We start from the raw sequence: 13,004 nt of genomic DNA on the forward strand, positions 1-13,004 counted from the left end.
CGGCGCCGGTCGGGCGCTGCGAGGGTCGATGGGACGGAGGATCGTATGGACGCAATGCCCGGCTGAGCGTACCCACGCGCGCGCCAAGCACGCGCTTCCAGAACTTGTCCATTCAACCTCCCCGATTGTCCTGTTCCCTTTGTCTGAGAATCATACGGGAAGGGTCTGACGGACAGCAGGGGGCCAAGCGGAGACTGTCGGTCCGCCGCCCTCAGGGAAAACCCTGTGCAACATACGATGGGAGCAAGCGCTGAGGCGCGCCTGAGTCAGCCTTCGGCCAGACTGAGGGCCGGCGCCAGTCTCCGGTCCCTGGCCTGCGCCAGCTCCGACGGATGCAGCCAGGCCAGCAGCTTGTCCTTCTGCTGCATCGCGTCCTTTTCTCCAAGGGCCATCAGCTCCTGCGTGTAGCCCGGTTCAAACAGCAGATAGCTGGCCAGGGCGCCGCCCTGCGCATGGCCCTGCCGAGCGCCCGCGGACTTGAGCAGCAACTGCACCGGCCTGGGCAGACTGTCGATATGCCGCGCGGCAATAGCATCGAGCCGTTCACTGGGCGCGATGACCAGCGCATTCACCGGTCGCAGCGAATGCTGTTCGCGCTGCTCCGGCGTGAGCATGGCCAAGGTGCGGTTGATGCGCTCCATCCGCTCGATGTCGACCGACAGCGCATCCAGGAAGATGCTGGACAGCGCATGCCCGGCCACCTGGGCCAGGCTGGGGTAGCGATGGTCCTGGGCGTCGCTCACGGCCGGCTCATGCATGCGACCGGCGCCAATAATCAACAGCTGCTTGGCGCCCAGATGGATGGCCGGAGACAGCGGCGCGCTCTGCCGCATCGACCCATCGCCATACCAGGCGCCAGCGCCCTCGTGATGCAGCCGCGTCGCCGGAAAGATGAAGGGAATGGCCGACGAGGCCAGCAGATGCTCATGCACCAGCATGGTGGGCGCTGCCAGACGCTGGGTGCGCACCCACGGCGTGATGGCGGCCCGGCTCTGATAGAAGCTGACGTGATGCCCGTTGCTGTAGCTGGAGGCGGTCACCGCGACGGCATGCAGATAGCGTCGGGCCAGCAGCGTGGGCAGGCGCTGCATCGGCACCAGGTCCCGCAGCAGGGAGGCCAGCGGCGTGTTGTCCAGCAGCGAGCGTGGGCGCCAGCGCCGCAGGGCCCAGCCCAGCGACATCATCGACAGCCAGCGGGCGCCATTGCCCAGCATGTGAAGGGCATCGCAGCGGTAGACCTGCTCCGCATGCATCTGCGACCAGGCACTGACCAGCCGCCCCACGCCTTCCTCGAAGTCATCGGCATAACAGGCCAGGGCGGTGCCGTTGATGGCGCCGGCCGAGGTGCCGGTGATCACACCAAAGGGATTGCGCTTGCGCGCCTGCGGGGTGAGATGGTCGCGGCGCAGTTGCGCAATGGCCCGCAGTACCCCCACCTGGTAGGCAGCGCGGGCACCGCCGCCGCTGAGCACCAGGCCGGTCAGAGGGAGTTCATACATCATGGACGTGGCCTCTCGACTCAGGCTTAGAACAGCTCGATGCGCGGCCCGTTGGCCACGGCCAGTTCCACCGGACGCGGTTCATGCAGCGGGATGACCTGGGCACCGCCACCGCCACCACTGGCACCACCCCCCGCTGGCGACCGGCGTTCCTGCCCGGCCAGCACATGCGCCACCCGCTGGGCATGCATCACATAGTCCTTGGTCCACATCTGCAGCAGTTCTTCCAGCTGCACCGGCGGCGGCGGCGCGCGACCGTCGATCAGTTGGTAGATCTGGGCAAAGTGGGTCGACAGCCCGCCCAGCGCATTGTTGATCTGTTCCAGCAATTGCCGGTTGATGTCCTGGAACTGCATGTCGCCCAGGGTGTCGATGATGTCGGAGGTGATGCGGTCCACGCCGCCGTCCATGTCCTGCGACAGCTGGCTCAGATAAGGCACCACCTCGCCCAGCGTGCGGCTCATGCCCTGGATGTGCTCGGCAATTTGCCCCATCTGCGCGGCGGCGCTTTCGCCCATGTTCTCTTCCAGCTTTCCGGCCTCCTGCGAGATCGCCTGCGCGGCCTGCCCGATGCCATCGGTAACCTGGCGGGCGGCTTCGGCGGTCTGGCCGCTCAGGCGTCGCACCTCGGCCGCCACCACCTTGAAGCCCGAACCTTCGGGTCCAGCCCGAGCCGCTTCAATGGCGGCATTGATGGCCAGCAGGTTGGTCTGGCGGGCGATGTCCGAAATCATCTCGGCCAGCGGCGAGAGACGGCGCACCTGCTCGGCCGAGGCACGGACCCGGTCCAGCAGGCTCTGGCGGGTCTGCTCGAACAGCGCCTGGTGCTGGGCCAACTGGTTGACCGCTGCTGCATGCTGGTCCGCCTGGCTGAGGGAATGGGCGGACAGCTCTTCGGAGCGCGCCACCGCCGCCACGATGCGTTGATGCAGCTCGCCGGTCTGGTCATGCACCCGCGTCAGGCGTTCGCCCATGTCCATCACCGCCGTCTCGGAGGTCTGGATGGTGGCATTGACCTGCTGCGTCAGCACCGCGAAGGCCTGCTGCAGCGTGGAGATGTCCTGGGTGACCAGCTCCGCCGGGAAGGCCGCCGCGGCCGACTGGGACCGGAAACGCCGCCAGCTCATCCAGCTGCGCAGGGCCCAGCCCAGCAGCAGGCCCAGGCCGACCCAGCCCAGTGGGTCGAGCCGGTCCAGGGGCTGGACCTGCGGCCATTCCATCATCACCAGCGGGGTCAGCACCACGGCGCCCACCAGCGGCCAGATCCAGCGGCGCCAGTGCGCGGTCAGGCGCCGGGCCGTTTGGTCCGCTTCGGGCGTGATGGAGGGCGTGATGGAGGGCGTGTGGGAGGCCGTATGGGAGAGCGTATCGCCGCCTTCATTCGAGTCGCTGCCTGTGCTGCTGTCCCGGGCAGTCGGCATCGCAATCACCTTCAAGTCGTCCATGGCACACCTCCCATCAAGCGCCCGGCAGCACCTGCCGGATCACCTGCAGCAGGTCATTGCCGCCCACCGGCTTGACCAGCCAGCCGGTGGCGCCATTGCGCTTGGCTTCGTCCCGCTTGTGCTGCTGGCTTTCGGTGGTCAGGGCCAGGATGGGCGTGAAGCGCAGCAGGCGGCGGGTTTCGCGGATCAGTCCCAGGCCGTCGAGCTTGGGCATGTTGATGTCGGTGATGATCAGGTCCGGCTTGAAGCCCGATTGAAGGCGCTCCAGCGCCGCACTGCCGTCCGAGGCGGTCTCCACCTCGAAGCCGCTGATCTTGAGCGTCTTGCTCAGGCTCATCAGCATGGTGGCGGAGTCATCCACCAGGAAGATTTTCTTGCTCATGTCTCACTCCTTTCGGAAACCTGCGGCGCCGGGTCCAGTCCCAGCGCCTGGCGCAGCCGCTCGTGCGGCGGCGGTGTCTTGATGGGGGGCGCCAAAGCGAGCAGGGTCTGCAGCACGGCGGTATGCAGGCTGTCGCAGCGGCCCAGATCGACCGTGCGCTTCTTTCCCGCGCGCAGCCACTGCTGCAGTCCTTCGGCGGCTTCAGCATCCACATGGCCCTGGAGGCGGGCCACGGTCTTGAGATAGTCGATGGCCATCAGAGCAGCTCCTTGGGGTTGAGGATCATCAGCACGCTGCCGTCGCCCATCAGCGCCGAGCCGGCAAATCCGGCCAGGCCGCCGAGCACGCCTTCCAGCGGGCGCAGGATGATGTCGCAGGTCCCGTCGAATTCATCGACGATCAGGCCGATCTGCTCGCCGCCCCAGCGCAGCACCAGCACCGCATGCTCGCCTTCGGCATTCAGGCGGGGCGGCTCCTCCAGCGCCAGCATCTGGTTGAGCGGACGCAGCGGGACGACCCGCCCGCGCAGCACCACCGTTTGTGCCTGCTTGAAGCGGTGGATGTCCTCGGCTGGCACCCGGACCGTCTCCACGATCAGGTCCATCGGCACGCCGAAGCGGCAGCCGGCGGCTCGGATCATCATCACGTGGGTGACCGCCATCGACAGCGGCAGGGTCAAGCGGATGCGCGTGCCCTGGCCACGTTCGCTGGACAGGCTGACGGTACCGTTGATGCGCTCCACCGCCGACCGCACCACGTCCATGCCGACGCCGCGGCCGGAGAGGTCGGAAATGCTGTCGGTGGTCGAGAAGCCGGGCAGGAAGATGAGCTGCACCGCCTCGGCCTCGCTCAGGGCATCGGCCCGGTCGGCGGGGATCAGTCCGCGCTCCACCGCCTTGGCTCGAACCCGGGCGGTGTTGATGCCGGCGCCGTCGTCGCTGATGTCCAGGATGACCCGGTCGCCTTCCTGGCGTGCCTGCACCCGCAGCGTGCCTTGTGCGGGTTTGCCGGCAGCCACGCGGTCGGCGGGCAGTTCGATGCCATGGTCCAGGCTGTTGCGCAGGATGTGGATCAGCGGATCGGCCAGGGATTCGATGACGTTCTTGTCGGCCTCGGTGTCCTCGCCTTCGATCACCAGTTGCACCTCCTTGCCCAGGCGCTTGGAGAGGTCTCGCACCAGGCGGCCGAAGCGCTGGAAGACGGTGCCCACCGGCAGCATGCGCACCTGCATGATGGCGTGCTGCATGTCCTCGGCGATGCGGTTGATGACCGCATATTGGTTCTTGATCTCGCGGGCCATTTCGCGCTGGCCGAACTGCGTTTCGGCACGTTGGGCGAGATAGGGCAGGGCATTCTTGGCCACGACCATTTCGCCGATTAGGTCCATCAGGCGGTCGATCTTGTCCTGTGCGACCTTGAGGACCCGATGGCCGCCGCGGTCCTGAGCCAGGGCTTCGTCGCCCGTGCTGAGGCGGACCGGGCCGGCGGATCCGCTGGGGAGAGCGGTGTCGGCGGCCTCTGGGCGCACGCGTCGCGCCCATGCCGCCAGGGCGGGGGCTCCCTCGGTCGTCAGGGGCATGGACGTGACGGCAGCGGCGCCCTGGGCGTCGTTCAGCAGCGGCAGCAGGCGGCTCAACACCTGGGCCACGGCCTCCAGCGTGCCAGCGCTGCATCCGGGGCGGTCGAGCAGGGCGAGTTGTTCCTGCCAGATCTCGGCGGCGCGAAGCAGCAGCGCGGTCCTGGAGGGGGCGGTGCCGGCGTCGGTGGCGGTGTCGCCGGTGCCAGCGCCAGAGGGAGCCCCGTTTGCGGATCTGGCTGCGGACCCGTTGGTCGACCCGTTTGCCGACGCGTTCGCGGTCGCGCTGGACGGTCCCCCGGATGCAAGCGCCGAAGCCCCCGGGCTGCCCGTGGCCCCCTGCGGGTCCGAACCCGCCAGGCCGTTTGACGTTGCCGCACCAGCTCCCGAGGCCGCCGTGGCGACGGGCTGGATCACGTGCCACTCGCACTGTTCCGGCACATACCGGAAATGCTCCTCCACATAGGCCTGCGGCGCATCGCACAGCACCAGGAAACCGAGGCGGCATTGGTAGCAGTCAAAGGCATCGGCCGGGCCCCAGTCCGCTGGCGGGAGCACCTGCAGGGCCAGCAGGCCCGGGGCTTGCTGCACCAGCGCCCAGGGGTCCTCGCCTTTGAAGAAGCATTCGGGCTCCGGCAGATACCGCACCACGCAGGCACCGGGGCGCTGCCAGTCCTGCGGCAGGGCCAGCACCCAATCGGGCGCAGGCGGCACCAGCGGCACGGCCGGCTGTGGCGCGGCGGCATACGCCCCGGCGGACAAGGCCGCCGCGGCAATGGCCTGCACCGCTGCGGCATCTGCGTGAGAAGCCGCGCGGGACGCCGCAGGAGAGGCCGCCCCGCTTCCCGATCCGCCCACTGCGGTCGATGCCGACGCTGTCCCCGTCGGTCCGTCCTGCAGGAACGCACGCAGATCACGCGCCAACTGATGGGAACGCTGCTCGGCCGACGCCGGCAGCTCGCCTGTGGACTCCAGCGCATCGATCATCTCGGCGCTGTGGTCCATGGCGGCCAGCAGCAGGTCGGCCATGGCGCTGGTGTAGGGCAGTTTGCCGGCCCGCACCCGGTCCAGCACGTCCTCGCCGGCATGCACCACCCGCTCCAGCGCGCCGAACTCGAACATGCCGCAGTTGCCCTTGAGCGTGTGCACCGAACGGAACAGGTCGTTCAGCAGTTCCAGGTGGGTCGGATCCCGCTCGATCTGCAACAGTCGCTGCCCGATGGTCTCCAGACATTCGCGCGCTTCCAGAATGAATTGCGCCAGGATCTCGGCGGCGTCGTTCATCGTTGGCTCCCCTTCACCGGAATCGAGGCAGCGGCCCGCGCCGCCGCCGGACCGTCGCCCAGCAGCAGGGCGGCGCTCAGCACCAGTTCCGCCGGCCGGGCCGGCTTGATCATGTAGCAGTTGGCGCCGGCCTGCCGGGCGGCCTCGGCGTCCTGCAGCTGGGACTCGGTGGAGACCATCATCACCGGCGCCTGCACGGCGGCTTGCAGCCGGCGCAGCTCGCGCACGAAGCCGTAGCCGTCCAGCTTGGGCATGTTGATGTCCACCACGTACAGGTCGAAGGGACGCTGGTCGCCGGCGGCCACCACCTTCTCCAGCGCCTCCATGCCGTTGACCGCCTCATCGGTGCTCCAGCCGGCATCGCCCAGCAGCTTGCGGTGGTACATGCGCACGGTGGCGGCGTCGTCCACCACCAGGATGCGGGTTGTGCTTGTCATGGGGCCTCCCCGGTCAAGGGCTTCTGATAGACCATGGCGTCGGCAAAGCGGCGCACCTTGTAGAGCGACGTGATGCGGCTCATCGATTCGGAATGCCCCAGGCACACGAAGCCGCCGGGTCGCAGCGCGTCATAGAGCGCCTCGGCCGCGGCGCGGCGGGACACGTCGTCGAAATAGATCAGCAGGTTGCGGCAGAAGATCAGGTCGATGTCCCGAAAGCGCGCGGTGTCCGCCGGATTGCTGAGGTTGACCTGGCTGAATTCGACGGCGGCCACCAGGTCCCGCGAGATGGCCCATTCCCCGTTGCCCACCGGCTTGAAGTAGCGGTCCAGCCAGGCCTTGGGCACGTTGGCCACCGAGCGCTGGCTGTAGATGCCGCGCTGGGCCGCCTGCAGCACCGTGGTGTCGATGTCGGAGGAAAAGATCTCCACCTCATGCTGGTCGATGCCGGGCCAGCGCTCGAGCAGTTGCATGGCGATGGAGTAGGGCTCTTCGCCAGTGGAAGAGGGAATCGACCAGATGCGGATGCGCTCGCCCCGCGGCTTGTGGCGCAGCAGCTCGTCCAGCAGGTTGTTGGTCATGCAGTCGAACTGGTAGCTCTCGCGCAGGAAGTAGGTCTCGTTGACCGTCATCGAATTGACCAGCTGCTGCAATTCGCGGCCGTCCCTCTCGAAACGCAGGCCGACGAAGTAGTGGCGGAAGTCCTCGGACCCGGTGGCCTCGATCCGCTCCACCAGCCGCTTGTCCACGAAGTAGCGCTTGTTGTCGTCGAAGTGGATGCCTGTCTTGCGATAGAAGAACTCGCGGAACTTCTGGAAGTCCGCGTCGGTGATGGCGAGCTTGGATCGGCCGGCCGGTGTCCGCAGGGCTTGGTTCATGGGGCCTCGATGCGTTCCAGCGCCACCTGGGTGGCAAAGCCGATGAAAGGGTCGTCCGCAAAGCGGCTGCGGGCCTCGAGCAGGGCGGCGCGTTCGGCGCCGCTGCCCGTCTCGGCCAGCACCTCGATGGCAGCCGCCACCACATTGACCTCGCTGTCCTGCCGCAGCACCTGGCATAGCCAGGCGTTGACCTCGTCGTGGCGCAGGTCGCCCAGCAGGTTGACGGTGAACAGCCGTACATCCGGGTCCGGATCGCGCAGCAGGTGCTGGATGGACGGTCCCACCACTTCGGGCATGCTGCTGAGCGTCTCGATGGCGCCGTTGCGCAGGCCCGCATCCTCGCTGCGCAGCAGGGGAATGAGGGCCTGCACCGCGGCAGCGCTGGCCAGGGTCCCGAGGCTGGTGAACAGAGCCTGGCGGACCGACGGGTCGGTCTCCCGGGCCAGCGCCTGGCCCAGCACCTGGCTGGCTTGGGGCAGAGCGGCCAGGTCCCGCGCGGCGTGGCGGCGCTGGACCGGATCGGGGCTGGCCAGTTGCTGGGTCAAGCCTGCAAAGTCGCGGGCATGCTCGCGGGCGTGCACCGGATGCAGGGCAGGGGTGTGGGCTTTACGCAGTGCCATGGCGTCCTCATGCGTCCTCGTCTTAATGGGGCCGGGCCCAGCTTCGCAACTGGTCGCCGATGTGATGCGCCGGCAGCACGCATTCCGCGCCTTGCCGGTTCACCAGCTCCTGCGGCATGCCGTAGACGATCGCGGTCTCGGCGGACTCGGCAATCGTGTGGCCACCGCGCTGGCGCAGCCGGGCCATGCTGGCCGCGCCGTCGTCGCCCATGCCGGTGAGCAGCACGCCCACCAGTCGTTCGCAGGGCATGTGCTGCATGGCGCTGTCCATCAGCACATCGACGCAGGGATGCCAGGGGTAGGCCCGGGCCTCCGGCGCCGGCTGGGCCAGCAGACGCCCCAGGCGCTCGACCACCACCATGTCGTGGCCGCCCTGGGCCACCAGGATCTGTCCGGCTTGCAGCGGCATCGGGCCATTGCATTCCCGCACCTGCAGGGCACAGAGCTGATCCATGCGCTGGGCGAAGGCCGCGGTGAAATGCGGCGGCATGTGCTGGGCCACCAGCACCGGCCAGGGAAAGTCCGCAGGCAGTCGGGGCAGGACTTCTTCCAGGGTCCGCGGGCCGCCGGTGGACACGCCGATGACGACCAGCCCCTCCGGCATGCCAAGGCGGGCGGGCGGTGCCGCCAGGCCGGGCGTGAGAGCCGGCTTGAAGGAGAGGCTTCCTCCAGCACGGCCGCTGCGCAGTTCTGCGTGCTCGCTGGAGGCGCTTGGCGGCCGCGATCGACCCGGCGCCCGCCGCAGCGCCGTCGCCTGCGTCTGACCGGGCGGCCGCACGCCGGAGCGCACCCGGGCCGTGCTGGCGGTCCGCACCTTGCGCACCAGCTCGTCCGAGATGTCCTTGAGGTTCAGTGAAATGGTGCCGCCCGGCTTGGCCACATAGTCGACCGCCCCCAGCGCCAGCGCCTCCAGCGTGCTGATGGTGCCCTGCTGGGTCAGCGACGAGACCATCACCACCGGCGTGGGCCGGATGCTCATCAACAGCGACAGGGCGGTGAGGCCATCCATCTCCGGCATGTTGATGTCCAGGGTGACCACATCCGGCAGGAACTGCTGGGCCAGGTCGACCCCTTCCATGCCGCTGCGGGCGGCCTCCACCTGGAAGCCGGCGTCGGTCAGCACTTCGCGCAGCACCTTGCGCATCAGCGCGGAGTCATCGACCACCAGCACCTTCTTGGGCGTGCTTGCAGACCTGGGCATGCGGCCTCCTCAAGCAGCCAGGGGGAGCGAAGACGACGGGGCCCCGGCAGCCGCCGGCGCGGAGGAGGGCAGGTCGGGATGCGCCTCCCGCTGCCAGCCCAGCAGCAGTTCCGGGTCGATCAGCATGACCAGGCGCTGGCCGTTGTGCAGCCGCGCCACCTGATGGATCAGCCGGCTGTGCGGGCCGCTGAGGTCCGGTGCCGGGGCCAGGCTGCCGTGCGACACCCGCAGCACCTCGGCCACCGCATCGACGATGAAGCCGGTGCGCTGGCTGCCCTGCGCGAACACCATGATCCGCTGGCCGTCGTTGCGGGCCACGCCTTCCAGCCCCAGCCGGCCGCGCAGGTCGATGACCGGCAGCACGGCGCCCCGCAGATTGATCACGCCTTCCACGAAGGCCGGTGTGCGCGGCACCCGGGTGAGCTGTTCCGGCACCCGCACGATTTCCTGCACACACATGATGGGCACGCCGAATTCCTCGGCGCCCAGGCGGAAGACCACGAGCTGCATGTCTTCAGCAGGGGCGGCAGTCGTTGGGGTGGCGGCGTTGAGGGGGACACTGGCGGGCATGGCGTCTCCTGTCTGCATCGAGGAAGGGGCGGGCGCGGAGGCGCCGTGGGTATGGGCCAGCGCCTGTGCGGCCGCGCTGGCGTCGCGCAGGGCATCGAGTCCCAGCAGGCGGGGCGCGGACAGCACCGAGATCAGGCGGCGGCCCTGGTCCAGCTGGCAGATGGCATCGAATTCATGGTGCTGGCCGTCGCGGGCCAGCAGGTCCGGCATGCCGCTGGTCTGCTGACGCGGCACGCTCATCACTTCCTTGACGGTGTCGGTCACCAGCCCGACCGGACCGCAGCCCGGCAGCGCCACCACGACGATGCGCTGATGCTCGTCCTGGCGCTGGCGCCCAAGACCGAACAGGCTGCGCAGATCGACCAACGGCAGCAGGCGCCGACGCAGCGTCATCACGCCCCGCATGTGCGCCGGTGCCTGCGGCAGCACGGTGATCTGCTCCGGCATCTGGACGATTTCCTGGACGTCCTCGATGGGGACGCCGTACTCCTGCGCATCGACGGTGAAGCTCACCAGCCGCAGCTCCGCTTCCTGACCCTGTGCCTGGGACGGCGTGTCCGCGAGCAGCTGCGCGGCTTCGGCGCCGCCGCGTGCGGCCCCGCGATCGTCCTGCGGCTGGGTCATCGCGAAGGCGGTGCGCACCAGGTGGTCGAAGTCGAGCACCATCAGCAGCTCGTCCTGGCCGTCCGCACCGGGTCGGCGAATCAGGCCGGCCAGGGATTCGGTGCTGTGCACATGGCCCAGCGCCTGGGCAGGTTCCAGCTCATCGGCCTCCACCTGCAGCACGCTGCAGACGCGGTCCACCAGGAAGCCCAGCGCCTGGCCGCAGTGGATCACCAAGGCTCGCGCGGTGTCACTGTGCGCCTGGTCCGGCAGTCCCAGCAGACGCCGCAGGCTCATCAGCGGCAGCACCCGGCCCCGCAGGTTGGCCAGGCCCAGCAGGGCGGTCGGGGCCAGCGGCAGTCGTGCCACCTCCGGCAGGCGGATGATCTCCTGCACCGGCCCCATCGGCACGGCGAAGCGCTCGCCGGCCAGCTCGAAGCTGACGAACTGGCGGTCGGCCGGTGCGCCTGCCTGTTCCGGGTGACTGTGTGGATCCTGGTGACCGTGGTGGACGTGGTCATTCATGCTCAACTCCCCCGCGGACCGGCTCAGTTGCTCTGCAGCTCATCGGCCAGGGAGGAGATTTCCTCGATGGCGGCACTGAGTTCATCGGCGCCCTGGGACTGCTGGCGGGCGGCGGTGGCGGCTTGTTCAGCGGCCTTCTCGGCCTGGTGGGCCGCGGCCGAGATCTGCTCCACGCCGGTACGGACCTGGCCCAGCGCGGTGACGATCTCGGCGGAGGTCTGGGCGGCCTCCACATTGCCGCGCTCCAGGTCCGCCACATCCCGCTCCATCGTCTGCAGGTTCTGGGTGATGGCGCGGGTCTTTTCGATCTCGGCCTGGGCGGACGACATGATCTCCACCAGGTCCCGGCCGACCAGCGCGATCTGGTCCTGGATGCTCTTGACCAGATCCTTGATGCGGTCGGCGTTCTCGGCGGAATCGTGGGCCAGGTTGCGGATGTCGGTGGCCACCACGACGAAGCCCTTGCCGTATTCGCCGGCCCGGGCGGCTTCGATGCTGCCGTTGACCGCCAGCATGTTGGTCTGCACCGAGACCTGGGTGATGGCGTCGACGATCTTGTCGATCTTGCGGCTGACCAGCTCCAGTTCCTTGATCTGCTGCAGGCTGATGCGGGTCGAGTCCACGCCGCGGCCGATGCTGGCGACCAGCGAATCGATGTGCTGCTTGTTCTCGCCCATCAGGCCGCGGATGGTGGAGGCGCGGCCGCTGGCCTCATTGGCACGGCGTTCGGAGAGCTCCGCCCCGTTGGTGATCTGGGTGATGGCGGCGGCCGACTGCGCGGTGGCGGCGGCCTGAGCCTGGGAGCCTTTGCGGATCTGCTCCAGCGCGATCATGATCTGGCTGGCCGCGCGGGTGATTTCCTGCACCGTGCTGGAGAGTTCCTCCGCCGCCGACGCCACTTCCTCGGCGCTCTTGGCGATGTCGGTCGAGTTCTTCAGTTCCTCGGCGATCTCGGACAGGCTGGCGGCGGTCTGCTCGCATTCGGCCAGGGCGGTGGCCTGCTCCTCGATGGTCTTGGCCGATTCCTCGCAGGCAGAGCCCTGTTCGGTGGCGGCTGCGGCGATCTGCTCGGCGCCCTTGAGGGCCTGCTGAGCCGCCACGCTGCTCTGGCTGGCGGCGGTGGCAATTTGCAGCGCGCCGCTGACGATCTCGCCGGCGTCCGTGCGGATGCGGTCCAGTTGCTCGGTGATGACCTGGCTCTTCTGGACTTCGCTCTGGATGGTGTCGGCCGACTCATTGATGCCGCCGGCAATGCTCTGCACTTCGGTCTGGATCTGGGCCACCAGATCCTGGATTTGCTTGGCGCTTTTTTCGCTGGTCTCGGCCAGGGTGCGGACCTCATCGGCCACTACCGCAAAGCCCTTGCCATGCTGGCCGGCGCGGGCCGCCTCGATGGCCGCGTTCAGGGCCAGCAGGTTGGTCTGGTCGGCGATGCGGGCCACGGCCTTGACGATGTCGCCGATGTTGGCGGCCTGGCGTTCCAGCTCGGCCACCATCTTGACCGAATTGGCCTGCCGCTCGGCGGCCACGCCCACGGCGCCGATCGCGGCGGACACATCCTGGTTGATGCGAGCCGCCAGGTCGCGCATGGTTTCCGCCTTGGCCTGCGAGTGCTGGCAGGCATTGAGCTGGCGGGTCAACGCAGCGCTGATCTGGGTGATGGCTGCCAGCGATTCCTGGGCGGCCCCGGAGGCTTCTTCCGCGCCGCCCGCAATCTGGTCAGAGGCGCGCTTGAGTTCCTCGGCGGCCGAGGCCGCTTCGTTGATGCCGGCGGCCAGTTGCGCACTGGCACTGGCCACCCGCTCGGCGGCCTGCTGCTGCTTGGCCAGGGTCCGGGCCCGGCGGCGGTTCGCCTCTGCATCCCGGTTGACCTGACGATTCAGGCCTTTGGCCACGATCGCCGGCGCGGGTTGAGTGTCCAGGGCCTGGCGGTTTTTCATCACCAAAGACATGTCTGAGCTCCTTGATCTGCCGTGGGGCGCGG

11 protein-coding genes are annotated in these 13,004 nt (G+C 68.6%); all 11 read right to left on the reverse strand.

All coding sequences use genetic code 11. The annotated features are described in order from the left end of the window. Window positions 1-266: 266 nt before the first annotated feature. The 11 genes from DES44_RS12020 to DES44_RS12070 are packed head-to-tail and all read right to left on the reverse strand — an operon-like array spanning window position 267 to window position 12,972. Window positions 267-1,499, reverse strand: a complete 1,233-nt coding sequence (locus DES44_RS12020) for a patatin-like phospholipase family protein (RefSeq protein WP_083526045.1) — start codon at window positions 1,497-1,499, stop codon at window positions 267-269. A gap of 26 nt (window positions 1,500-1,525) precedes the next feature. Beyond that, window positions 1,526-2,944: a methyl-accepting chemotaxis protein gene (locus DES44_RS12025; RefSeq protein ID WP_058935142.1), complete on the reverse strand. Its 1,419-nt coding sequence runs from the start codon at window positions 2,942-2,944 to the stop codon at window positions 1,526-1,528. 13 nt (window positions 2,945-2,957) lie between these two features. Continuing rightward, the gene (locus DES44_RS12030) at window positions 2,958-3,326 is read right to left on the reverse strand and encodes a response regulator (protein ID WP_058935143.1); all 369 of its coding nucleotides are present in this window, start codon (window positions 3,324-3,326) and stop codon (window positions 2,958-2,960) included. Next, window positions 3,323-3,583 carry a hypothetical protein gene (locus DES44_RS12035; protein ID WP_058935144.1) on the reverse strand — a complete coding sequence of 87 codons (261 nt, stop codon included), beginning with the start codon at window positions 3,581-3,583 and terminating at the stop codon, window positions 3,323-3,325. Before DES44_RS12035 ends, DES44_RS12030 begins: the two co-directional genes overlap by 4 nt. Next, entirely contained in the window at window positions 3,583-6,186 is a 2,604-nt protein-coding gene (locus tag DES44_RS12040; RefSeq protein WP_058935145.1) for a chemotaxis protein CheA, read from the reverse strand. Before DES44_RS12040 ends, DES44_RS12035 begins: the two co-directional genes overlap by 1 nt. Then, window positions 6,183-6,623, reverse strand: a complete 441-nt coding sequence (locus tag DES44_RS12045; RefSeq protein ID WP_058935146.1) for a response regulator transcription factor — start codon at window positions 6,621-6,623, stop codon at window positions 6,183-6,185. The genes DES44_RS12040 and DES44_RS12045 overlap by 4 nt, the downstream gene beginning before the upstream one ends. Beyond that, window positions 6,620-7,501, reverse strand: coding sequence for a CheR family methyltransferase (locus DES44_RS12050; RefSeq protein WP_058935147.1), 882 nt, complete (start codon window positions 7,499-7,501; stop codon window positions 6,620-6,622). The genes DES44_RS12045 and DES44_RS12050 overlap by 4 nt, the downstream gene beginning before the upstream one ends. Next, a complete protein-coding gene (locus DES44_RS12055) occupies window positions 7,498-8,121 on the reverse strand; it encodes a HEAT repeat domain-containing protein (RefSeq protein WP_116001526.1) in 624 nt (207 codons plus the stop codon). Before DES44_RS12055 ends, DES44_RS12050 begins: the two co-directional genes overlap by 4 nt. Window positions 8,122-8,143: 22 nt before the next feature. Next, window positions 8,144-9,322, reverse strand: coding sequence for a chemotaxis-specific protein-glutamate methyltransferase CheB (gene cheB / locus DES44_RS12060; protein WP_058935148.1), 1,179 nt, complete (start codon window positions 9,320-9,322; stop codon window positions 8,144-8,146). Between the two features lie 9 nt (window positions 9,323-9,331). Further along, complete coding sequence (locus DES44_RS12065; RefSeq protein WP_058935149.1) at window positions 9,332-11,020, reverse strand: chemotaxis protein CheW; 1,689 nt, start codon at window positions 11,018-11,020, stop codon at window positions 9,332-9,334. 23 nt (window positions 11,021-11,043) lie between these two features. Further along, the gene (locus DES44_RS12070) at window positions 11,044-12,972 is read right to left on the reverse strand and encodes a methyl-accepting chemotaxis protein (RefSeq protein WP_058935150.1); all 1,929 of its coding nucleotides are present in this window, start codon (window positions 12,970-12,972) and stop codon (window positions 11,044-11,046) included. Window positions 12,973-13,004: the final 32 nt, after the last annotated feature.

Origin of the sequence: Roseateles depolymerans (assembly GCF_003387155.1) — a bacterium.
Lineage (GTDB): Bacteria > Pseudomonadota > Gammaproteobacteria > Burkholderiales > Burkholderiaceae_C > Roseateles > Roseateles depolymerans.

Excerpts from the sequence above, each read along its gene's own strand:
- DES44_RS12020 (WP_083526045.1), bottom strand. The coding sequence starts at position 1,499 with ATGTATGAACTCCCTCTGACCGGCCTGGTGCTCAGCGGCGGCGGTGCC.
- DES44_RS12025 (WP_058935142.1), bottom strand. The coding sequence starts at position 2,944 with ATGGACGACTTGAAGGTGATTGCGATGCCGACTGCCCGGGACAGCAGC.
- DES44_RS12030 (WP_058935143.1), bottom strand. The coding sequence starts at position 3,326 with ATGAGCAAGAAAATCTTCCTGGTGGATGACTCCGCCACCATGCTGATG.
- DES44_RS12035 (WP_058935144.1), bottom strand. The coding sequence starts at position 3,583 with ATGGCCATCGACTATCTCAAGACCGTGGCCCGCCTCCAGGGCCATGTG.
- DES44_RS12040 (WP_058935145.1), bottom strand. The coding sequence starts at position 6,186 with ATGAACGACGCCGCCGAGATCCTGGCGCAATTCATTCTGGAAGCGCGC.
- DES44_RS12045 (WP_058935146.1), bottom strand. The coding sequence starts at position 6,623 with ATGACAAGCACAACCCGCATCCTGGTGGTGGACGACGCCGCCACCGTG.
- DES44_RS12050 (WP_058935147.1), bottom strand. The coding sequence starts at position 7,501 with ATGAACCAAGCCCTGCGGACACCGGCCGGCCGATCCAAGCTCGCCATC.
- DES44_RS12055 (WP_116001526.1), bottom strand. The coding sequence starts at position 8,121 with ATGGCACTGCGTAAAGCCCACACCCCTGCCCTGCATCCGGTGCACGCC.
- cheB (WP_058935148.1), bottom strand. The coding sequence starts at position 9,322 with ATGCCCAGGTCTGCAAGCACGCCCAAGAAGGTGCTGGTGGTCGATGAC.
- DES44_RS12065 (WP_058935149.1), bottom strand. The coding sequence starts at position 11,020 with ATGAATGACCACGTCCACCACGGTCACCAGGATCCACACAGTCACCCG.
- DES44_RS12070 (WP_058935150.1), bottom strand. The coding sequence starts at position 12,972 with ATGTCTTTGGTGATGAAAAACCGCCAGGCCCTGGACACTCAACCCGCG.